This is a genomic window from Cyclobacterium sp. 10D3-21 (assembly GCF_055809755.1).
In genome coordinates this window covers 1,064,619-1,086,820 of the sequence record NZ_CM147924.1, presented here as the reverse complement: position 1 = coordinate 1,086,820, position 22,202 = coordinate 1,064,619, and the positions used below count along the sequence as shown (strand labels likewise).

Annotated in this window: 21 protein-coding genes; 5 read left to right on the top strand and 16 right to left on the bottom strand. The window is 38.8% G+C overall.

The annotated features are described in order from the left end of the window. Positions 1-203: 203 nt before the first annotated feature. From AC0L7T_RS04585 to AC0L7T_RS04535, 11 genes are all read right to left on the bottom strand, one after another. Positions 204-998, bottom strand: a complete 795-nt coding sequence (locus AC0L7T_RS04585; RefSeq protein WP_473341297.1) for an inositol monophosphatase family protein — start codon at positions 996-998, stop codon at positions 204-206. 1 nt (position 999) lies between these two features. Beyond that, the gene (gene rsmI, locus AC0L7T_RS04580; RefSeq protein ID WP_473341296.1) at positions 1,000-1,686 is read right to left on the bottom strand and encodes a 16S rRNA (cytidine(1402)-2'-O)-methyltransferase; all 687 of its coding nucleotides are present in this window, start codon (positions 1,684-1,686) and stop codon (positions 1,000-1,002) included. A gap of 1 nt (position 1,687) precedes the next feature. Then, positions 1,688-1,918: a 4a-hydroxytetrahydrobiopterin dehydratase gene (locus AC0L7T_RS04575; protein ID WP_473341295.1), complete on the bottom strand. Its 231-nt coding sequence runs from the start codon at positions 1,916-1,918 to the stop codon at positions 1,688-1,690. A gap of 15 nt (positions 1,919-1,933) precedes the next feature. Next, a complete protein-coding gene (locus tag AC0L7T_RS04570; RefSeq protein WP_473341294.1) occupies positions 1,934-2,200 on the bottom strand; it encodes a DUF493 family protein in 267 nt (88 codons plus the stop codon). A gap of 97 nt (positions 2,201-2,297) precedes the next feature. Next, on the bottom strand, positions 2,298-4,412 hold the full coding sequence (locus AC0L7T_RS04565) for a SurA N-terminal domain-containing protein (RefSeq protein WP_473341293.1): 2,115 nt from the start codon (positions 4,410-4,412) through the stop codon (positions 2,298-2,300). 94 nt (positions 4,413-4,506) lie between these two features. Continuing rightward, positions 4,507-5,766, bottom strand: a complete 1,260-nt coding sequence (locus tag AC0L7T_RS04560; RefSeq protein WP_473341292.1) for a hemolysin family protein — start codon at positions 5,764-5,766, stop codon at positions 4,507-4,509. Beyond that, positions 5,766-5,984 carry a hypothetical protein gene (locus AC0L7T_RS04555; protein ID WP_473341291.1) on the bottom strand — a complete coding sequence of 73 codons (219 nt, stop codon included), beginning with the start codon at positions 5,982-5,984 and terminating at the stop codon, positions 5,766-5,768. Before AC0L7T_RS04555 ends, AC0L7T_RS04560 begins: the two co-directional genes overlap by 1 nt. Before the next feature lie 9 nt (positions 5,985-5,993). Continuing rightward, the gene (gene lptC / locus AC0L7T_RS04550; RefSeq protein WP_473341290.1) at positions 5,994-6,584 is read right to left on the bottom strand and encodes an LPS export ABC transporter periplasmic protein LptC; all 591 of its coding nucleotides are present in this window, start codon (positions 6,582-6,584) and stop codon (positions 5,994-5,996) included. Positions 6,585-7,208: 624 nt separating this feature from the next. Further along, entirely contained in the window at positions 7,209-8,513 is a 1,305-nt protein-coding gene (locus AC0L7T_RS04545) for a tetratricopeptide repeat protein (RefSeq protein ID WP_473341289.1), read from the bottom strand. A gap of 11 nt (positions 8,514-8,524) precedes the next feature. Then, complete coding sequence (locus AC0L7T_RS04540; RefSeq protein WP_473341288.1) at positions 8,525-9,820, bottom strand: hypothetical protein; 1,296 nt, start codon at positions 9,818-9,820, stop codon at positions 8,525-8,527. Continuing rightward, positions 9,807-10,532: a type III pantothenate kinase gene (locus tag AC0L7T_RS04535; protein ID WP_473341287.1), complete on the bottom strand. Its 726-nt coding sequence runs from the start codon at positions 10,530-10,532 to the stop codon at positions 9,807-9,809. The genes AC0L7T_RS04540 and AC0L7T_RS04535 overlap by 14 nt, the downstream gene beginning before the upstream one ends. Before the next feature lie 104 nt (positions 10,533-10,636). Here AC0L7T_RS04535 and AC0L7T_RS04530 point away from each other — a divergent pair, with 104 nt between their 5' ends. The 3 genes from AC0L7T_RS04530 (at position 10,637) to AC0L7T_RS04520 (ending at position 14,681) form a co-directional block, all read left to right on the top strand. Continuing rightward, positions 10,637-11,734 (top strand): anhydro-N-acetylmuramic acid kinase, encoded by a 1,098-nt coding sequence (locus AC0L7T_RS04530; RefSeq protein ID WP_473341286.1) that lies wholly within the window; start codon positions 10,637-10,639, stop codon positions 11,732-11,734. Between the two features lie 19 nt (positions 11,735-11,753). Further along, positions 11,754-12,980, top strand: a complete 1,227-nt coding sequence (locus tag AC0L7T_RS04525; protein ID WP_473341285.1) for a Glu/Leu/Phe/Val dehydrogenase dimerization domain-containing protein — start codon at positions 11,754-11,756, stop codon at positions 12,978-12,980. Positions 12,981-13,157: 177 nt separating this feature from the next. Next, positions 13,158-14,681 (top strand): sodium:proton antiporter, encoded by a 1,524-nt coding sequence (locus tag AC0L7T_RS04520; RefSeq protein WP_473341284.1) that lies wholly within the window; start codon positions 13,158-13,160, stop codon positions 14,679-14,681. 364 nt (positions 14,682-15,045) lie between these two features. Here the strand turns inward: AC0L7T_RS04520 and AC0L7T_RS04515 are convergent, their stop codons facing one another. Together AC0L7T_RS04515 and gpmI are read right to left on the bottom strand one after the other, a co-directional pair. Further along, positions 15,046-15,612, bottom strand: a complete 567-nt coding sequence (locus tag AC0L7T_RS04515; RefSeq protein ID WP_473341283.1) for a hypothetical protein — start codon at positions 15,610-15,612, stop codon at positions 15,046-15,048. A gap of 5 nt (positions 15,613-15,617) precedes the next feature. Beyond that, positions 15,618-17,147, bottom strand: a complete 1,530-nt coding sequence (gpmI, locus tag AC0L7T_RS04510) for a 2,3-bisphosphoglycerate-independent phosphoglycerate mutase (protein ID WP_473341282.1) — start codon at positions 17,145-17,147, stop codon at positions 15,618-15,620. A gap of 249 nt (positions 17,148-17,396) precedes the next feature. On the opposite strand from gpmI, the gene AC0L7T_RS04505 reads away from it, so the two are divergent. Together AC0L7T_RS04505 and nadC are read left to right on the top strand one after the other, a co-directional pair. After that, positions 17,397-17,798, top strand: coding sequence for a DUF4783 domain-containing protein (locus tag AC0L7T_RS04505; RefSeq protein WP_473341281.1), 402 nt, complete (start codon positions 17,397-17,399; stop codon positions 17,796-17,798). Between the two features lie 43 nt (positions 17,799-17,841). Further along, positions 17,842-18,720, top strand: a complete 879-nt coding sequence (gene nadC / locus AC0L7T_RS04500) for a carboxylating nicotinate-nucleotide diphosphorylase (protein ID WP_473341280.1) — start codon at positions 17,842-17,844, stop codon at positions 18,718-18,720. Here nadC and AC0L7T_RS04495 read toward each other — a convergent pair. From AC0L7T_RS04495 to AC0L7T_RS04485, 3 genes are read right to left on the bottom strand one after another with little or no spacing between them, the layout of a single operon-like run. Beyond that, positions 18,677-20,488, bottom strand: a complete 1,812-nt coding sequence (locus AC0L7T_RS04495; protein WP_473341279.1) for an ABC transporter ATP-binding protein — start codon at positions 20,486-20,488, stop codon at positions 18,677-18,679. The two genes, nadC and AC0L7T_RS04495, sit on opposite strands and share 44 nt — an antisense overlap. A gap of 29 nt (positions 20,489-20,517) precedes the next feature. Then, on the bottom strand, positions 20,518-20,862 hold the full coding sequence (locus tag AC0L7T_RS04490) for a DUF6787 family protein (RefSeq protein WP_473341278.1): 345 nt from the start codon (positions 20,860-20,862) through the stop codon (positions 20,518-20,520). 2 nt (positions 20,863-20,864) lie between these two features. Further along, on the bottom strand, positions 20,865-22,190 hold the full coding sequence (locus AC0L7T_RS04485; RefSeq protein WP_473341277.1) for an aspartate kinase: 1,326 nt from the start codon (positions 22,188-22,190) through the stop codon (positions 20,865-20,867). Positions 22,191-22,202 lie beyond the last annotated feature (12 nt).

Sequence of the window (22,202 nt, the reverse complement as noted above, 5' to 3'; positions counted from 1 at the left end):
ACAGCCTATTTCGGTAAAATACGCGATGCTCAACTATAGGTGAACGAGGGGTGATAAGTCCGAAAAACAGGTTGTTTTATTAAATGATTGAAAGCTAATCAATTATAGCGAAAATACAAATTATTTTTTTACATATGAAATTTATTTATTTGAATTATGTTTTTTGTAGTTAATCCCAATTTAAAGGAGACTATTTTACCTACTTAAAACGTAAATTTCTCAGCAAGCGCTTTTTCAAAGGTGCCATGCAACTTCCCATTTGACGCTAAAATTTGCCCACCAAATATGAAATTTTGGCCTCCGCTAAAATCTGTAACCTTCCCACCTGCCTGTTTGACGATCAGGGTGCCTGCAGCCACGTCATAAGATTGTAAATTGTACTCAAGGTAACCTTCCACTCTACCACAAGCTACGTAGCACAAATCTACAGCAGCTGAGCCAAGCCTTCGAAGCCCATGGCTGTTCTTGATGAAATATTTTAAAAGCTGTAAATATTCTTCAAGTTTCCCTCCATCGTCATACGGAAAACCTGCAGCTACCAAACTATTAACCAATTCACTCACCTTGCTTACTTTTATAGGTATTCCATTACAGGTAGAAGGAGCTCCTTCATAAGCAGCAAAGCTCTCGTCAAGGTTGATTTCATACACCACCCCCACAATGATCTCTAGGCCTCTTGCCAGCGCTATAGAGACAGCATACATCGGGATACCATGAACAAAGTTAGTGGTGCCGTCCAAGGGGTCTACAATCCAGGTGTACTCTTTATCTCTTTCTGACCTTGTTCCCTCCTCTGTTATAAAACCAGCTTCAGGGACAATTTCTGCAAGCTCTTTGACTATTATCTCCTCGGCCCCTTTGTCTACATAAGACACAAGGTCATTGAAACCTTTTTGTTCTACTTTGTCAAGATTGAAATTCTTGCTTTCCTCACGGATAAATTTGCCAGCCTTTTTAGCAAGCACTTCTACTCTACTGGTAATTTCTTGCAGTTCCATATTAATTTTTCCCGGCTACTGTTAATACTATTTCACCTTTAAGGGTGTGCTCCGTATAATAATTTAAAAGCTCCAAAAGAGTACCTCTCACATTTTCTTCATGAAGTTTGGTCAACTCTCTACTTACGCAAGCAGTTCTTTCTGGGCCAAAGACCTCCATTAGTTGATTAAGCGTTTTCAATAGCCTATAAGGTGATTCATAGAAAACCATTGTTCTTCGTTCGTCCTCCAAAGCCTCTATCCTTGTTTTTCTTCCTTTTTTGTGCGGCAGAAACCCCTCAAAAACAAACCTGTCGTTAGGAAGTCCTGAATTAACAAGTCCGGGAATGATCGCTGTTGCACCAGGCAAACTGCAGATTTCAATGTTTGCGGCAATGGCCTCTCGCACCAAAAGGAAGCCAGGATCAGATATCCCTGGAGTGCCGGCGTCAGTTATAAGAGCAAATACGGTCCCTTGCTCCATTCTTTCAATAAGCCTGCTGATACTTTTATGCTCGTTGTGGATATGATAGCTTTCTAAAGGCCGCTTGATCTCATAATGTTTGAGAAGCTTACCTGAGGTCCTTGTGTCCTCTGCTAAAATCACATCAACCGTCTGCAGGGTTTCCAGGGCCCTTAAAGTAATGTCCTTAAGGTTACCAATTGGTGTTGGTACTAAATATAAGCAAATGTTTGTAGCGATTGACATACTAAATTAAACGGTCTATGGCTTGGGCTAAATCACGGTCTTTCTGCGTCACAGTGTTCCCTTTATCATGAGTGGTAAGGTCAATGTGAACTTTGTTGTATTCGTTACTCCAATTGGGATGGTGTTGTTGTGATTCTGCGAGAAAAGCTACCCTAGTCATAAAGGCAAATGCTTCACTAAAATCTTTGAATTCAAAGGTTTTTGTTAATTTATTGTTTGCTTCTTTCCACATATTAATGGGTTTTTGTTATAGTGCAATTACTCCTTTTATTTTGGCTGCATTTTCATAAATATCAATGATTGACTGGCTGTCTCTCATCATGGCTTTGATGGTAACACTAACATACTTTCCTTGTGAGGAAGGTTTTAATACCATCTCGTTTTTGGGAAGTAAGGCTCCAATCTCGTTTTCTTTACCGTTTGGCACGATAAATTTAAACATGTACAAAGCTGGAAAACTAGTTTCCATTTCCAGCTTTTCTTTGAAAGTTGAATTACTATTTAATTTTTCCATTAATTATTCAACCAATTTTTCATGAAATTAAATCCCCAGAAACCAAAAAATCCCATTCCTAATCAGGAATGGGATTTTTTATTGATTCAAGGTATTATTAAAAGAACTTATACCTGTAGTCTTTTACTCCAGCCAACTCTTCCATTGCCATCATAATCATGTAGGCAGTTCTTTGGGAGGCATTAGCCGTAATTTCGTTTTGATAACGGGTATAATCAGCAATCTCAGTAGCGGGTATGATGCCATTAAGTTTGGCAACTATCACACCTATGTCTTCTGTGATTGGAGCTGTCATATCCCCTGTATTCTGAAGGCCAAAAATGGACCCTATAGCCTTTGGTGCAAACCCTATTCCAGGCAATACACTTGCATTCAATTTCAAAGCCGGAGTGGTACCAATAGACGCATCAGGATAAACTTCCTTGATTGCCTCTAAAGTCTCTAATCCTTTAATTTTCTCCTTAATGATTTCAGCTTTCTTCTCATTTCTTAAAGCCATAGTAGCCTGGGCTCTGATTTCAGGATTCTGAATACTTCCTTCACCTTCTTCAGTTTTGCTTGTAAGAAGCGCGACTACATAGGCATCGTCTAATTCAAATACCGTAGAGACCTTACCAACAGAAGCATCGTTAAACGCCCATCTTATAATCTCACGAGCGGAATTCATATTGTTGAGGCTTCTTGCATTTGCGCCAACATTTGTAGCTGTGGTTATTTGATAATTTTCTGTTGTGGCATTTTCTTCAAATGATGCAGCATCATCAGAATTAGCAGCAAAGAAATCAGCGTTTCTAAAGATGTCATTTCTTGTAACATCACTTGCTATAAGTTCCAGTTCAAGAATGGCAACCTTTTGACTAATTGTCTGAGCCAATTCGGTCACCTTAATAATATGATAACCATATTCAGTCTCTACCAACTTATTGATTACACCAAGAGATTTAGCGGCAAATACAGCGTCTGCAAATTCAGTAACAAAATTCTCTTTGAAAAACCAGCCAAGGTCTCCCCCACGCTGAGAAGTTCCATCCTGCCCATATTGAGCAGCAGCAACTTCAAAGTTTCCAGTATCACTTACTTCGTCTAGTATCTCCTGAGCCCTGATCTTCACCTGCGCTTTTCCTTCATCATCCATACCTTCAGTACTCAAAAGGATATGGCTAGCTCTCATCCTTGCAGGCCCTTCGTATTTATCAGTAATCTTATAAGTGACATAGCTTGAGTTATTGCTCAAGAAAGGACCATAGACCACACCTACTTCAGGGTTCTCTACATTATTAGTAAAGTTTGCTGGAAGTGGATCCCCTGGATTGATTGTAACAAAAGGAGTAGCTGCTTCTGAATTTCTAATAACAAAAGCAGAATCCGACTGTGTCTCTTTAAGTTCAATGGTCAGGTTCTTGATGTTTTCCAAAGTATTTGCAGAATCCTCTGCACTTGGTAGAAGTGGAAAACGAACATATTTTAAACCTCGGCTTTCCTCTACCTTAAATTTATCCTGATTTTTGCTGATGTAAGACTTAATATCTCCATCTGTAAGGGATACTACTGAATCAGAAACTGCATAGTAAGGTATCTGAATATGACTTACATCAGCAGTTGTATTAGCCATCTTGTGTTGCATTTTGGCTTCTGCGGTATTGGCATACTCAGAAGTTGCCAACATATTGTCATATTTGATCCTTAGTCTGGAATCAGCAAATAACTTCTCCTGTTGCGCCCAGAACATTTGTTGTTGAGGATCTGCCGTCTCCAGAGATTGAAGGAAGGTGATTAATTGAGACCTGTCAAACTCACCAGTTTGTGGGTTGGTCAACTGCCTTCTCAATTCTCCAATGATGTTTTTTCCTTGCACCATGTCGACGAGTTCCTCATCAGACACCACTAATCCAAGTTCTTCATACTGCTGAGAAAATATCCTTTCAACGATCAAAGCTTGCCATGCCTGGTCCCTAATACTTGAAAGTTCATTTTCTGAAGGATTTCGTCCAGTGTTTTGTTGGAAACTGAGCTTTGTCTGTTCAATTTTCTGAACATACTCTTCATAGGAAATGTCTTCCCCTGCAATTTCGCCAACAGTCGTTCTACTGGATCCCAATAACATGGAGTTCGGTCCTAAAAGGTCTCCTCCTACTAAAAAGAATATAAGTCCTACAGCGATAACTCCTATCGCCAGACCTGTTCTTTGTCTTATTTGTTTAATTAATGCCATTCTCCTATTTTTTGAAGTGTCGCAAAATAATTACATATAGTGGTAAATTCAAAATATTACCGCATCTATAAATCAAGTATTTCTACAACGTTGGTTATTCTATCTTAATTTTCACAGTATCAATTCGGTGATCTTGCTTGGAAACGATGGTAAATGTAAAAGGTCCATAGCTTACAAACTCCCCTTTTTGAGGAATGCTTTCCGTTAAGGAGAGGATAAATCCTGCCAGAGTTTCAAACTCTCCTTCAGGTAGGTTCCATTCATATTTTTCATTCAGGTAATCTATTTCATGTCTAGCACTGAGCAGATACTCTCCGTCAGCTACTTTTTGATCAATTAAATCATCATTGTCATACTCATCTTCTATCTCCCCAAATATTTCTTCAATGATGTCTTCCATACTCACAATCCCACTCGTCCCTCCAAATTCATCCACTACCAAGGCCAGGCTTTTACACTCCTTGATAAATTGCACCAACAATTCATTGGCAAGTGCAGATTCAGGTACGATTATAATAGGTGTAAGAATATCCTCTATCTCTTTTGGCTTTTTAAAAAGTTCCAAGTGATGGCAATATCCAATTACATCGTCAATGGTTTCTTTATAAATTATGATTTTTGAATGCCCGCTTTCTACAAACAGTTCCCTCAGATCTGATATCTGATCTTCTACTTCCATGGCCACAATATCAGTACGCGGAACCATACATTCTCTGACCCTAACCTTCTTAAAATCTACAGCATTGTCAAAAATCTTTGTATCAATATCTAAATCTTCCCCCTTGGTATCCATGTAATTTTGGACAAAACTATTGAGGTCAGTGATGGTATAGGCTGGCTTTTCATCGTTGTAGTCCAAATTGAGCACCCTTACAATGACAAACTTTGATAAGCCTACTACTACCCAAACTATAGGATACATCAGGTAATAGATCACTGCAAAAGGGATTGAGAAAAACGTAAGTAATCTATTGGGATTAAGAATGAAAATACTTTTTGGGATAAACTCTGCTGTCACCAGCACAATAAGCGTAGACACCAAGGTTTGGACAATCATTATACCGGCCTGTGTATTGAGTGCTTCGGGCAATAAATACCTAAGAGGTGGCTCAAGTAAATAAGCCATAAAAATACCATAAAGCACCAGACTTATGGTATTCCCCATCAACGAAGTGCCTATAAACTGGCCTGGGTTTTGAATGAAACTGGCCAATACCTTACCAGAGACCTTCCCTTGCTTTCCCTGAAGTTCTATTTGCAATCGGTTGGCCGAGACGAAGGCAATTTCCATCCCCGAAAACAAGGCCGAAAAAAACAGACTAATAAGCACTAAGAGTAAATAATGACTGTCCATTAATTCTTCTTCCGTTTATTTTTGCTTTTAATCGATTTTTTTTTGTCCATTTCTGTTTCTTCCAATTTATTTTTACGGTACATGTGCCAAAACAACAAAACAACCGCAAACATAAAAAGCGGATAAGATGCTACTATTCCCGCCTTGATCGTAAGGTGAGCGCCTATTACCACTAAAGCAGCGGCGAGAGACAATAAAACTGCACTACTTATTTTCATTTTACAATTTTAGAGAACATTTTCTATTTCACCTGTCACATTGGTAAATTTATATTCATTGAATCCCTCGTCAGCTTCCATTCCAGTTCCTTTTATAATTCGGTCTGGTTTTTCCACCGTGACAAATTTATCAGTGTAAATCTTTTTCTTAGTCTTGTCCCAATATAACTCCTCTGAGCTCAGCTTTTGCTCTTTAATAAGGTTATGCACCTGAACATCCCCTTCGCCTCTGTAGATATTGGTTTTCCTATCTAGATAACCCCTGTCAGCCCGAATGGTGGTACTCAACTCACCCTCCTTGTCAAAGAAATGAATGACAACCCCCTCGGGAAATTCGGCATCCCCATTTTTGAACTCAAGTTGTTTGTCAGCCATTAATTTGGTTCTTACAATGGCAGAGTCACTGTGGAGCATCTCCACTTTAAAGCTTGTACGGTAAGGACCTTCATAAAATTCAAGCTGACTTTTGTCTACATCTTCCCTACAACTAAAATTACCAACCACAATAACAACAAGCCACAAATACTTAATTGCTATTCCAGAAGAAACAATCTTCGCTATATATCCAAAGATTTGATGGTACAATTGTCGAACGCTCAAACTATTAATAAATATTATATCCTTACAAAGGTAAGGACATTTTGGGAGGAATTTTATTTTTTTAACCGGGATTATACAATAGGCACCTTAATGGCTTGAATCAATCTTCCTCGGTTAACGAATTATGGGCAAAATAACCTCAAAATTGGGCACTTATACAAGCGTCTTATTAGGTCGTATGAAAAGGAATGAATACTACTTATGCCATGTGTCATAATTGGTGGGCTGGTGAACAATTTATCCAATTCTTTTCAGAATAATTTTTAACCCTAGCATTTTTGAGGGCAATGGCAAAAGCTATAGTAGCATTTGCCAGGGAATTCAATCCCTGGAACAGGTAAAGTCAAAAGGCTGCCCGAAGTTAGCTTCACATCCTTACGTCCCTATAACATAAAATCCAGGTTGACCCCGGATTATGAAATAGTGTTGGTAATAGCCTGTCCTGACATTTCTCAGCCCATCCTGATGTTTTTTCAGGGCTACTGACTTCATCACTATACAGATGGTCTACTGCCTATTTCGCAAAGCATGGATTTGGGATTTTTTTTGCACCTGACACAAAGAAAAAAGGCGGTATTGCTACCGCCTTTTTAATAAACTATCTTTCTTTTTTGGATGACAACCTTAATCCCTGGTGGCTAAAGTCACAGTCTGTCCTACCCAGCATCCAGTATTAATCGTTTGACCGACCTGAAAACCTTCGGTAAACAATTCTTCTTTGGAAGGGAACCTTGCTTTTGCATTGGCCATACCCTTGCTGTCTCCAGCAACTGCATAGGCGTTGTAAGCTGCGATAAAGACAGAATAATCTTTCACTCTACTTTGACCGCCTCTACAAGCACTTGAATTTGACATAATCAATCCACCTACAAAAGAGTAAGCATCACTTTTTAATTCTCCATTAAGTTCAGCCGCTTTCATTGCTGAAGATCTGGCGCTGCTAATATTCCCAAGGTTAGCATTAACTTTTGCCATGTCCCAGTGAATTTCAGCTCTTTCTTCATCAGTACTCGCTAAGCCAAGGGCTTTTTCAAAAAGCTCTGCAGCTTTAGCATAATCCTGACTTTGCATGTAACGCATTCCCCTTACCTGGGAAGTAGTGAAGGTAGGATTGTCGTTATCTATTGTCTCAAGCGCCTTAAGGAAAATATCGCTACTTGTACATTTCTCTTTTATTGCATACTGAAATATCTGCTTCGCCAATTTAAGATTTGTAGGATCTGCTGCCAATTTTGGCCCCATATTACTTTCTATAAACTCGCAATTGATGATATCCATAATATTCAGCAACTGATCAAGCGTACTCCTTGATGAGGCTACATCACCCCCAGCAGCTTCTTCTTCATCCAACTTAGCCATGATAAACTCATATTTTCCAATAACTTCATCTGGAGTATAAGCTTTGTTATAGGTGAAATTTCTGTAAATGGCATCAAAATAAGCCCTGTACAACGTAAAAGGAGCCAATGTACCATCAATTTCTATGGTTCTTTCAAACAAGTCTGTGGCAATGCCTACTTTATCCTTGTCTCCTTTATAAAATTTGTAAGCATAATAAGCTTTATTGGCAATCCATTTAGACTCATTGTCATAAATTTTGTTTCTTAGGTCGTAGATCGTCAATACAGAATCTTGATAGACCCTGATTTCTGCCTCGTCTGTAGCTTGATTTGCTGCACCTTCATATACCTTTACCCCATTAATATAAAGTGCTTCGTTAAGATCTGGCACATTGGTAAGTAGCCAATTTAAAGGACCTTTTGCCTTTAAGAAATCTTCCGCGTTCATATAATCATTGTAGGCGGCGTTCAGTTCTTTTGCCTTACTTGTCAATTCCGGATCTTCCGGAAAATTCCAGCCATCCTGTGCTTGAGCCAGTCCCACCATGAGGAAGGACAAACATCCTATAATTGCAAATTTAACTTTCATGTTTGTCAACATCATTCAAATACTTTTTTGTAAAACCAACTGTTATCATTTATTGATAAACCTAAAGAAACTTTAATATAATTTTCTCTAACTAATCCATCATTTATTGTTCCTCTTTTACCTGCCTTTATAGCCAAATTTAGTAAAGACATACTGTATATCGGAATTGAAGTACCAAAATTAATGCCAATGTCATCAACGTTATTTTGGTTTACCTGAAAAGGTAGTCGTTCATATTCGATTCCAGCCCTAATGGTAGATCTGCTTAACAAGCTTTCAAGGGAGAAGGCATTGGGTATATATTGCCCTCCAAGGGAAAATTTAAAGGCTTTTCCCATATTATCACTTGGTGAAGAAGCATTAAACGCTCGAAAAGAGGAAAAATCCTGGAACTGCGCTTCTACACCTACCGCAAATTTATTAATTTTTTCATAAGTTACACCATATCCAAGCTTTGCAGGAATGAAAACATTCCCTGAAACATTATCAGCGATAACATCTCCAACGCTATTTGGAATGCTAGCTTGGCCAGATTCTGCGACTTTAGCAAACTCTGTTCCATTAACATTCCCAAAAACCTGATAAATGGCTCCTATATTAAGGTATTGTTGATTTCCCAGGGGCTGTGCATAATAAACGCCACCTTTGAAGACCACATCACTAAAGGTGAGCCTCTCATAGTATTCTGAAGAAACACCTATAGAATTCAGGTCAACATCTAAAAGATTCAATTGATTGTTTCTGATTGTAGAGCCAAAGGTATATGCTCCTTCCACTCCCAGACTAAGGTTTTTATAAACCTGAAAACCACTTTGCAAATAAACCTGGCTCAATCCTCCCGTACCAATTATAGTATTTTTGGATACAAGTTCTGTACCTGCCACCGGGGTATTTACAATTATATTGTAATCCACACCGGTCAATTGATTTAACCCAAACCCCATGGTGAATTTCCGGGGAATTACAGGAAATGACATGGCCACATAGCTTAATCCACCACCATCTATATCCTCAGATGACAATTCTGTAGCAGCTGTTAATTTATTGTAATTAAATGCTGCCTGAAAACCAAAAGCACCATTTTTTACCGATACGGCCGGATTTACATGATTAATACTATAACTGTTACCAAAACTTATCCCCATACCCCCCATGCCTTGATTCTGGGTTAATCCGGAATTGTTAAATATACCAACTCCTAAAGAGCTATAGGTAGATGAGGACAATTGGCCGTAACTGATATGATGGATAGCAAAGCATCCCATGAAAATAATCAGGGCTGCAACGTGTATTTTATTTTTCAACATTGTGTTTTAAGATTCTGTCCAATCCGTACAGGACCAAATTGGGGATTACAAATATGTGGTCTTTTATTAAGCTTTCAAAGATTTCAGCATCTCCACCACAAATAAAGACCTCAACAGGGCCAAAATCCTGCTGATATTTTAGAATAAACCCTTTGATTTCTTCGGCTATTCCATGATAGATTCCAGACACCATACATGTCTCTGTACTAGTTCCTAAGTAAGAAACATCCGTTTTTTGAACATTTACAAGAGGTAATCTGGCAGTATATTCATGCATGGCTCTCGCCCGCATGTTAAGTCCGGGAGAAATAGCACCACCCATGTAATTATTTTTAATATCCAGGAAATCATACGTAATACAGGTTCCAAGATCGATCACCAATACCGCCCCATCCTTCTTAAATGATCTGGCACCAATGACTCCTGCCACCCTATCCAAGCCTAAAGTTTGTGGGGTCTCATAGGAATTCGTGATTTCCAAAGGCGTATTATGATCAAAATACAAAAATGGAAAAGAGAAAATTTCCTTTAATGCATCTAAAGACAACCTAACAGAGGTAAACAACACCCTGTCATCATCCTGAGGCTTTAAATAATCACGGCATTCTTCAAGACCAGAAAATGACCTAAACGCTATCAGCCTTCCTTTTTCAAAGACACCTGTCTTTATTCGAGTATTTCCAATATCGACAACCCAGTGCCTTTGTTTCATAACCTAATAATAAACTACTTCAAAATTAGTCATTTTACTTTGGAGGCTGGTCGGTGATATATTATTTTTAGGGCAGGATTTTCTTTTTTAACAAACTTTAACCCATGACGGACTCAAGCGGATACACGATTATAGGTCTAATGTCCGGCACTTCCGGTGATGGACTGGACATTGCCTGCTGCGAATTTTCTATTAATAAAGCTTGGAGCTTCAATATATTAAAGGCTGAAACTCTGCCTTTCCCTAAAGAATTAGAGCAATCGCTTAAGAATGCTCATTTACTGGATGCTGAATCTTTGGAATGTCTGGATTTGGAATTTGGTCAGTGGATGGGTAAGGTTAGCAGTGCTTTTTGCCTTAAAAATAATCTTAAGCCCATGGCCATTGCTTCACATGGCCATACCGTCTTTCATAGACCTGACTTGAAAATGACCAAACAAATTGGGAATGGATTTGCATTAAGTTATGCTGCTGGATTACCAGTAATAAATAATTTCAGGAAATTGGATGTGATTATGGGTGGTCAGGGTGCACCACTTGTTCCTATAGGAGATGCATTGTTGTTCAACGATTTCGATTTCGCTTTAAATCTGGGTGGTATCGCCAATATTTCAATGGACAACAGTGGACAAAGGCTTGCATTTGACACCTGCCCTTTCAACTTACTCTTCAATCACTTTGCTTTAAAATCAGGCAAAGCCTATGATGAAGGCGGGAATTTAGCAAAATCAGGTTCCGTAATACCCCAGGCATTGGCAGCGTTGAATTCCTTGGAATTTTACAAACAAAAAGGAGCCAAATCACTTGGAAGGGAAAATATAACCCATGATTTCTTACCTGTATTAGACCAGGCTTCCTATTTTCCTAACGATGTTCTTGCGACTTTATCGGAACATTTTGCAGATTGCATTGCTAAAATAATCTTAGATCATGTTAAAGTAAAATCAAACAAACTCCAACTACTGGTAACAGGTGGTGGAGCCTATAACACGTTTTTTATCCAAAAGCTTCAGCATAAAATTAACCATAAAGTAAACTTGATTCTTCCCGAAACCCAGCTTATTGATTTTAAAGAAGCATTGGTATTTGCATTTTTAGGCGTTTTACGACTTCGCGGGGAGAACAATTGTTTGGCTTCGGTGACAGGAGCCACTGAAGATAACTGTGGTGGCACCATTTTTGGACTTTTTAATAAAAATTGAATTTAAACAATATAAATACATGAGAGAATTACTAAAAAAGTTTGAGAACATGCAACCAGAGATCGTCTTTGAGTGGAGCGATAGCGAAACGGAGGCAGAAGGATGGATGGTAATAGATAGCCTTAGAGGAGGAGCAGCAGGGGGAGATACAAGGATGAAGCTGGGGCTAGATAAAAATGAAGTAATTCAATTGGCCAAAAACACGGCTATAAAAAATACTGTTTCAGGTCCAGCCATTGGTGGTGCTAAATCAGGGATTAACTTTGATCCCTCCGACCCAAGAAAAGCAGGCGTTCTCGAACGATGGTTTAAAGTTGTTTCTCCCATCTTAAAAAGCTACTACGGCACAAGTGCAGGAATTAATATTGACGAAAGTACCGAACTCATTCCCATAACAGAAGAGTATGGAATTTGGCACCCTCAAGAAGGAATAGTGAATGCGCTATATAAAGGAGGCGAACCAAAAAAAATTAGAAAAATAGGCCAGTTAAGGCAGGGCCTTTCTAAAATTGTAGAAAACCCAAAGTATCTGCCTGCTAGTTCTATTAAATACCAGATAAGTGACGTGATTACTGGTTATGGACTTTCTGAGGCCGTACAACATTATTACAAGCTTTGGGGAGGGACTGCGACTGGAAAAAAGGCAATTATACAAGGCTGGGGGAATGTTGGTGCCGCTGCTGCATATTTTTTGGCTAAGGAAGGTGTTCAAATAATTGGAATCATGTCCCTTGAAGGAGCCATCATCGATGAAAACGGAATAAATCCTGAGGAGATTACCTCCCTATTTTTAAATAAGGAAAACAATAAACTAGTAAGCGATAGGCTAATTTCTTTCGAAAACGCTAAAGACAAAATATGGGATTTACCCACTGATATTTTTATTCCAGCGGCAAAAACAAGATTGATCCAAAAAGAGCATCTGAATAAGTTGATCAAAGGTGGGTTAGAATTAATCGTTTGTGGAGCAAATTTCCCCTTTGTTGAAAATGATATTTTTCTTGGCCCTGTGACAAAAATGGCGGATGACAAAATAGCCTTGATCCCAGATTTCATTTCTAATGCCGGGCTTGCAAGAATCGCTGCCTATCTTATGACAGACAAGGCACAAATAACAGATGAAGCGATGTTTCAGGATGTAAGCAAAACGGTTTATAGGGCATTAAAAAAGTGTCATACATTCAATCCACAAAAGACGAAAATCGCCCAAACTGCTTTAGAAATTGCACTTCATAAGCTACAATAATTATAACGCCAAAGGCGCTGCGGTTAAAAAACATGTTTTTTTAACCGCAGAAAAAAAATTATTTGGTTCCTAATCCACAAATTAGCTAGCTTAGGGAATTAAATAGCAAATATTTAATATTTTGACGACGATTATAAAACCTAACTTAAACAATCTTTACACAATAAATACAAGTGAATGAAGAAGTATTTAGCTTCATGGCTCCTATTCATTGGATTAATAAGCGTAACTGTTCCTCAACATTTACAAGCCCAAAACTTTACTGCTAAACAATATATTGCCCAGGCCGATAATCACGAAAATGATAGCGCGGCTCAGGAACATAAAACACAAACTGAATCCCTGGTAGATGATACTGAGGAACACCACCATGCCCCTGCATGGTTGGTTATTCCCTTTGTGGCATTGTTGCTTATGATAGCTACTGGCCCATTGTTTTACGAGAGTTTTTGGCACCACAATTACCCCAAAATTGCTGTCGGACTGGCTGTATTGGTAGTACTCTATTATTTATTTGTATTGGGCAATGTCCACAATCCTGTGCATGCCCTGGCAGAATACATCCAATTTATTTCATTACTGGCGTCCTTATTTATTGCATCAGGAGGAATTTTAATAGATGTGGATAAGAAGTCAACACCTATGGCCAATGTACTTTTATTAATTACAGGTGCATTGATTTCCAATCTAATAGGAACCACTGGTGCTTCAATGCTATTGATTCGCCCTTTTATCCGATTGAATAAAAATAACATTCAAGCTTACCATATCATATTCTTTATCTTTATGGTAAGCAATATTGGAGGTTCCCTCACACCAATAGGAGATCCGCCATTGTTTCTTGGCTTTTTAAAAGGGGTACCTTTCTTCTGGACATTGGAACATAACTGGCAGGCCTGGATATTGGCATTGACCATTTTGTCCGGGGTATTTTATTTTGTCGACCGTAAATTTGGCACCAAAGGTGATGGTGTGGTCCTTAATGAGCAAACACAATTCAGCAATAAAATATCCCTTAAAGGGACCAGAAATTTCTGGTGGCTCCTGGTAATTATTATTTCCGTATTTCTGGACCCCAACGTACTGGAGTGGGTTCCAGCCATTAACTATGACGGTCAAAAATTCAGTTTTATTAGGGAAACAATCATGCTTTCGGTGGCCTATTTTTCCTACAAATTTGCCGATCAGAAAGCCTTGGCTGGAAATGAATTTAATTTTGAACCTATCCGAGAAGTCGCCTTTATCTTTATTGGTATTTTCGGCACCATGATGCCTGCCCTCGAATTGGTAGGTGGTTTTGCGCAGTCTGAGGCAGGCGCAGCAATGATAACGCATAACACCTTGTATTGGGGTACTGGGGTACTATCTGGTTTTTTAGACAATGCACCAACATACCTCAACTTCCTTGCAGCGGCCATGGCCTCTCAGGGGGCTGATATAAACACCATTCAGCAGGTCAGAGATTTTGCCATGGACAAGTATTTTGATTCTTCATTTGAACTTATGGCCATATCCATTGCTTCAGTCTTTTTTGGAGCCATGACTTATGTAGGTAATGGCCCTAATTTTATGGTCAAATCAATCGCAGAACAAAGTGGTATAAAAATGCCTTCATTCTTTGGGTACATTTTAAGGTTTTCCATTCCTATTTTAATTCCGATTCTGTTTATCACCTGGCTTGTATTCTTTGCATTTGCCTAAGCCCCATTTAGAAGATCGGTAGATAAATTGTCATTGAAAAATTACCCATAACTCATTTCAGGTCGGATTGTACTATGCCAATTGAATAACTCACATTAAACCCGAAACATACAATAGACCTTCAATTACGTGCTGAAATCGCTTCAAAATCAGCCACTTCGTTCCTGTTTTTATTCTACTTGACGGTATACAGGTTCACCATAGCGATCGATGCTATGCGAAAATCTCCTACAGCCTGATTTTCTTGCGATTTCAACACTTCCCATAAAACACGGGAAATCCTAATGCATATTCCGGGTAAAAGAAAAAGCCAGATAAGAATATCCTATCTGGCTTTTTTATTGCTTATCTAATTAAGAATGCGTCATTTCACTTTTCCTTCTACATGAAGTTTAGTACCTGACAAGAACCATACTTTTTGATCCCCTGACATTTCATAAGAACTTACTTTCTCATTGTCATCCATTTTTATCATGCCTTCAACAGTAGATTTGTAAAACAGATTACTAATCACTGAAAGGATGGAAATCTCCACCACCTTCCCTGCTTTCTTCCTGATTTTAATGCTCTTAATATCCCCTTTTTCATTGGATTTAAGCTGATGTATTAAAAGTCCAGGCTCCTCTCTGGTCTCATAGGATGAGGCCAAGGCTGCTTTATTTATATCCGATTGAAAAAAGAAATCCAATTCCTGTCTCCACCCCAAACTATCCAAAGTAAAGTCAACAATTTCAGTATCATCATTGAAACGGATTTCTTTCACCACCTCCGCAAATTCCGACTTCCTGACACTTTCTTGCAAGAAATCAGAAAGGGGGAAGTAGGCATCTATCTGTGTAGGATTAGCAAACCCTAATTTCTCATCCTTTTTACAGGAAACCGAGATCCCTACCAATAGCAGCAGGAAAATAACTTTTTGGCACCTGCCCATTGTTTTTAGGCTTTCAGAAGGACATTACCTGTCATTTCGACTGGCTTATCCACACCTATAAGCTTTAATATTGTAGGTGCAAGATCTCCTAGTTTCCCATCATTGACTTCCAACCGATCATTTTTATCCACCATTATACAAGGCACTAAATTGGTAGAATGAGCGGTATTCGGTGATCCGTCAGGATTAATCATTACATCACTGTTTCCATGATCTGCGATTACAATTATCGTATAATCATTGGCCAAGGCCGTTTCAATTACTGAAGAGGCACATTCATCTACAGCTTCGCATGCTTTCACTGCGGCATCAAAGACGCCTGTATGACCTACCATATCTGCATTAGCGAAATTTAAGCAAATAAAATCAGCCTCCTTCTTTGGAAGTTCCTGGTTGATTTTTTTCGCAATTTCAAAAGCGGACATTTCAGGCTGCAGGTCATAAGTAGCCACTTTAGGGCTATTGCACAAGATCCTGTTTTCCCCTTCGAAAGGCTGTTCCCTACCTCCTGAGAAGAAGAAAGTTACATGTGGATATTTTTCAGTCTCAGCAATTCGTATCTGCTTCTTATGGCTGCGTTCCAAAACCTCACCGATGGTATTCCTGAGATTATCTTTCTCAAAAACTACTGCAATATCTTTGTATTTTTCGTCGTATCGAGTAAAGGTGACATAGTTGAGATCAAGTTTTTTCATGCCGTAATCAGGAAAATCCTTTTGGGTCAATACTTCTGTAATCTCTCTACCCCTATCTGTTCTAAAATTAAAACAAATAACGGTATCTCCTTCAGATATGGTTGCCAAAGGCTTTCCCTCTTCGTCCACCTGTATTATGGGACGAATGAATTCATCCGTAACTCCATTTGTATAGGATTTCCGAATAGCGGATAGCATGTCTTTGGATTTTTCCCCTTCTCCTTTAACCATGGCATCATAAGCCAATTTGACTCTTTCCCAGCGGTTGTCCCTGTCCATAGCATAATATCGACCTACTATGGAGGCTACTTTACCAGTTGAGGCTTCACAGTGGCTTTTAAGATCCTCTAAAAACCTTAATCCACCTTTAGGATCTGTGTCTCTACCATCAGTAAACGCATGAATAAAAACATTTTCATCCAATCCATTGGCTTTAGCTGCATCACAAAGTCCTTTCAGATGAGAAATATGCGCATGTACGCCTCCATCTGAAACCAACCCAAGGAAATGTACTTTTTTCCCGTTCAATTTGGCATTTGAAAAAGCTTCCTTTAACACAGGGTGATCATTAAGATCGCCTTCTTTTACTGCCTTATTAATTTTAACCAAATCCTGATAAACCACTCTACCGGCTCCGATGTTCATATGACCAACCTCTGAATTACCCATTTGGCCTTCTGGAAGACCAACGGCCAATCCTGAAGCCTCTAATTTAGAGTGAGGATACTTTTCAAATAAACTGTCGATAAAAGGCGTTTTGGCTTTATCAATAGCAGAAACTTCCGGATTTGTGGCGATGCCCCACCCGTCTAGTATCATCAATAAAACTTTTTTATTCATGTCTTTTTCTATTGGTTTCTATCAAATAAAAATTCTGAGGAAATTGCTGTTACTGTCTCGAAAATCTTACAGAGAAAACACCCCAGCATTTTATCATTTACCACGCAAATATAAGACAATAAAAGATAGGCCTCAGTAAATTGGAAAATATTCTACCCTTCCAATTGCCAAAAGTGATATCCATGGAATTTCATGAAATAAAATTTAAATTTTTTAATATATTGGTCTGGAATTTGATATAGATTAAACATGTTTCGCATTATTACTACATTTCTTTTTGTTGGTGTTTTTTTGTTTTCTAATACCATATTGGGCAAAGCCCAAGACAAAGAATTCCCCATTATTGTTGCGTTTCAGCAAGGATCAAGTAAGGCAATATCATCGTTTTTAGGAGATATGGTGGAAATTCGATTTGATAACGATAAAAGAGATTTTTCTAAAAATCAAGCAGAAATAGTCCTGGCTAATTTTTTTAAAGGAAATCCGGTAAGCAGTTTTGAATTGCTAAAACATCAAAAAATTGACACTGAAACCAGCTTCCTAATAGGTACTTATACTTCCTTAAACAATAGTTTTAAAGTATTTATTAGAGGAAAGGAATTGAAGGATGAAAATTGGTTGGTGTATAGTATGGATTTTGTCAAGGAATAATTATTGCTGTTCGAAGCAAATAATTTATTAATTTTGATTTATCATGAGAGACTATATAACAGAAGATCGGTTGACCCAATTTATGGAATCAGCCTTCCTAGAAGATGTTGGTGAAGGCGATCATTCTACATTGGCATCAGTACCCGCCAGCCAACAAGGAAATGCAAAACTTTTAATAAAGGAAAAGGGCATTATAGCTGGGCTCGAATTGGCCAAGCGCATATTCAATTTTTACGACCCTTCCCTAGAGGTCAACTTGCTGTTGAGTGATGGAGCATCAGTAAACCCGGGAGATATAGGCCTTACAGTTTCAGGAAGTGCTCAATCTATACTCACCACTGAAAGATTGGTATTGAACTGCATGCAAAGAATGAGTGGAATAGCCACCAAAACGCACCACATCAATGAATTAATTAAACATACAGGAGCCAAATTGCTTGACACTCGTAAAACTACCCCCAATTTCCGCATGATGGAAAAATGGGCTGTAGCCATTGGTGGTGGGCAAAACCACCGCTATGCATTGTATGACATGATCATGCTCAAGGACAACCATATTGATTTTGCTGGAGGAATAGAAGAAGCAATAAATGCTACCCGTTCCTACTTAAAAGCCAAGCGGTTGGACTTAAATGTAGAAATTGAGACGAGAAATTTAGAAGAAGTAAAGACCGTCCTCGCTATAGGTGGCATTGACATTATTATGCTAGACAATATGTCTCCTGCAGACATGAAGGAGGCCGTAACCTTGATCAATAAAAAATACATAACTGAAGCCTCCGGAGGCATTGACGAGTCCACAATTGTAGCCGTTGCAGAATCTGGCGTGGATTTTATCTCAGTTGGGGCCTTAACGCATCAGGTCCAAAGTCTTGACATCAGTCTAAAGGCGGTAAAGTATCATCAGCAAACTGCAGATTAACCAGATGGGCATAATGTCCTCCTTCTTTAGCAGAAAGAGATTCATGATTGCCCTCTTCTATAACTTTGCCATCTTTGATCACATAGATTCTATCTACTTTTCTAATCGTGGACAGTCTATGTGCAATAATAATGGTGGTCCTTCCTTTCATTAATTTATCCAGGGCTTCCTGCACCAAAGATTCTGTTTCAGCATCCAACGACGAGGTAGCCTCATCCAATATAAGTATCGCCGGATCCTTAAGGATAGCTCTTGCAATGGCTATCCTTTGTCTTTGTCCTCCTGATAATTTGATCCCTCTTTCTCCCACTAAAGTATCCAGCCCTTCTGGGAATTTGTCAATAAATTCCAAAGCATTGGCCTGCTTGGCTGCTTCAAGCAATTCCTCATCAGTAGCATCATGCTTGGCATACCGAATATTCTCTCTAATAGACCCCCCGAACAAGAGTACTTCCTGAGGAACCATACCAATGTTTTTTCTCAAGGCTTGAGGATCCCATTCTGCTATGGATTTATTGTCCAACAAAATGTCTCCACTTCCTACATCATAAAATTTCAGTAGTAACTGAATAATTGTAGATTTACCAGCTCCACTATGACCTGCCAGCGCTATTTTCTCTCCGGGTTCTGCATGTATGGAAATCCCATCCAACACGCGGTACTCAGGTCTTGTTGGGTAATGAAACAAAACGTTGTCAAACCGAACAGATCCCTTCATTCGTCCCATGGAGGAACCATTTATTTGTTTTTCTGTAGTCTCATTCAAAATCTCCAAAACCCTTTCTGAAGAACCAATGGCCTTTTGTACTTGACCATAAATATCTCCCAAACCAGCAATTGACCCTCCGATAAATGTCGTATACAAAACAAAGGAAATAAGATCTCCTACACTCATCTCTCCAGCACTTACCAGGGTGGCCCCATACCAGATAACGGCAACAATGCCTCCAAAAAGAGCGAAAATTATAAACGAAATAAAAGCACCTCGATAGCCTGCAGCTTTCAAGGCTACCTCTACTACACTGTTGAGTTTGTTTCGGTAGCGATTGATTTCATAGGCTTCACCAGTAAAAGATTTTACTGTCACTATGGATTGCAAAGTTTCCTCAACAACTACATTGGCGGAGGCGAGAAAATCCTGTGTTTTCTTTGATAACTTTCTGATAAACTTCCCAAAAACCATGGCAATCACCACAAGTACAGGAATGGTAATCAACATAAAGAGCGTTAGCCTCGGAGTGGTATAGAACAAAAATATAATTCCTGCGAACAAAGTAATGATTTGGCGAAATAACTCTGCTAAGGTGATGGAGAACGTATCTTGCAACATCGTAACATCAGAGGTGATCCTACTGATTAATTCACCTGTCCGGCGTTGGTCAAAGAATGTCATGGGCAATCGTACCAACCGCTCATACAATGCCACTCTAATATCTCGCATGGATTTTTCACTGACTTTGGCAAATAACCAAACCCTGAAAAACGAGAAAAAACTTTGGACAAAAAGGATTCCAATCAATATAAAGGCGATTCCATTGATATCGTTGACAATCCAATCTTTTCCCGAAGCGGCATCTATCAACTTACCTGCTACATAAGGAAAAGTCAAAAGCATCAGACTGGAAAAAAACAAAAATACCATCCCAATTATAAAAGGTGTTTTGTAGGGCATGGCAAACTTGAAAATCCCAAAAAGCTTTTCGAAGTTTTTTTTGTTCAATTTTCTCTTGTCACTTTCTTCTATAGGTAAACCTCTTTCCTTGGCCATTTATTACTATTTTTTACCTGTCAACAATTTTAGTCTTTCTTTTTATTCTTGGAGAAAAGCCCTGCCATTCGACGAAAAAATTGCTTTTCCTTTTCCCAAAAGAAAGCAAACTGCCCAAAAATAAATCCATATATCAAAAGAATTACCTGATATAAAGGCAATACCAACAATAGGTAAAGAACCGTTTTTAAGAAACTACTCTTACTGGTGTCCAATCCTAAAAAATCGAAAATTGGCTGCTTAATAAATAAGATGGTGAAACCTGTACAAGCGAACACAACCAGAACCAAAACAACCTGCCAGAGACTTTTAAGTTTCCATTTGGTTTGAAGTCTTTCCAGAAAGTTAGATTTATTTGTTTTAGGCTTAGCCATTTCTAATTAAAATCAAACAAGCCCTTATTCAAGCTTTGCAAGGCTTGATTTTTATGTTTTCCATCAATCAAAAGAGACACATTGTGCTTGCTTCCTCCATAAGAAACCATTCTAAGTGGAAAATCTTCCACACTTGCCATGATTTTATTGAGCACTTTTTTCTCTTGCATAATAGAATTCCCAACGATACAGATGATAGAAAGGTAATGATCGACCTCCACTTTTCCCAATTTCTGTAATTCAAACGTTATTTCTTTCAAATGAGTGATGTCATCCAAAGTCAAAGATATGGCCACCTCAGAGGTAGTGATCATATCAATTGAAGTTTTGTAATTTTCAAAAATCTCAAAAACCTTTCTTAAGAACCCATGGGCCAAAAGCATTCGGCTAGACTTGATTTTTATCGCGGTAATGCCATCTTTGGCAGCAATGGCTTTTACACCTACTGAACCTTCTCCAGCGCCGGTGATGGTAGTCCCCGGGGCACTAGGCTCCATAGTATTGAGTAGTTTTACAGGAACATTATGCAATTGTGCAGGCCAAATAGAGGCGGGGTGTAAGATCTTAGCGCCAAAATAAGCCAGCTCAGCAGCTTCATCAAAAGACAATTGAGCAATGGGCCTTGTATGTTCAACTATTCGGGGATCATTGTTATGCATCCCATCTATGTCTGTCCAGATTTCAACTACCGAGGCATATATAACAGAACCAATTAAAGATGCCGTGTAATCACTTCCACCTCTTTTTAGGTTATCCACTTCATTCAGGTGATTTTTGCAAATATACCCTTGGGTAATAAAAATGCTTTCATCGGGATAACCCGCCAATATAACTTCCAGATTCTCCCCTATTTTGGCAAGATTAGGTTCATTGTTTTCATCTATACACATAAATTCCAATGCAGGTAGAAATACTGCTGGAATTCCTTGCTCCTGAAGAAAGGTATAAAAAAGCTTGGTAGACAACAATTCTCCCTGAGCCAAAATATCCTTATTAATCGCTTCGTTGAAGGATATTTTGAGAATAATGGTCAAGAACTCAAAATGTTCGTTAATGATTTGAAGCGCTTTTGCTCTTCCCGCATCAGAGGTCAACAATTCCTGGTAAAATTGAAGATAATGTTGGTAAAGGCCTTCTATCTTTTCTTTGGCCTCGTCCTTTTTACCAGCAGATAAGGCATCACCTATAGCTACTAATACATTGGTAGTTCCTGACAAGGCAGACAATACCACGATTTTCTTTTCATCATCAAATGTGATCAGATCCTTTACCTGATGCATTCTTTCCGGCCTTCCAACAGAAGTACCGCCAAATTTCATGATTTTCATTAGAATACCAGA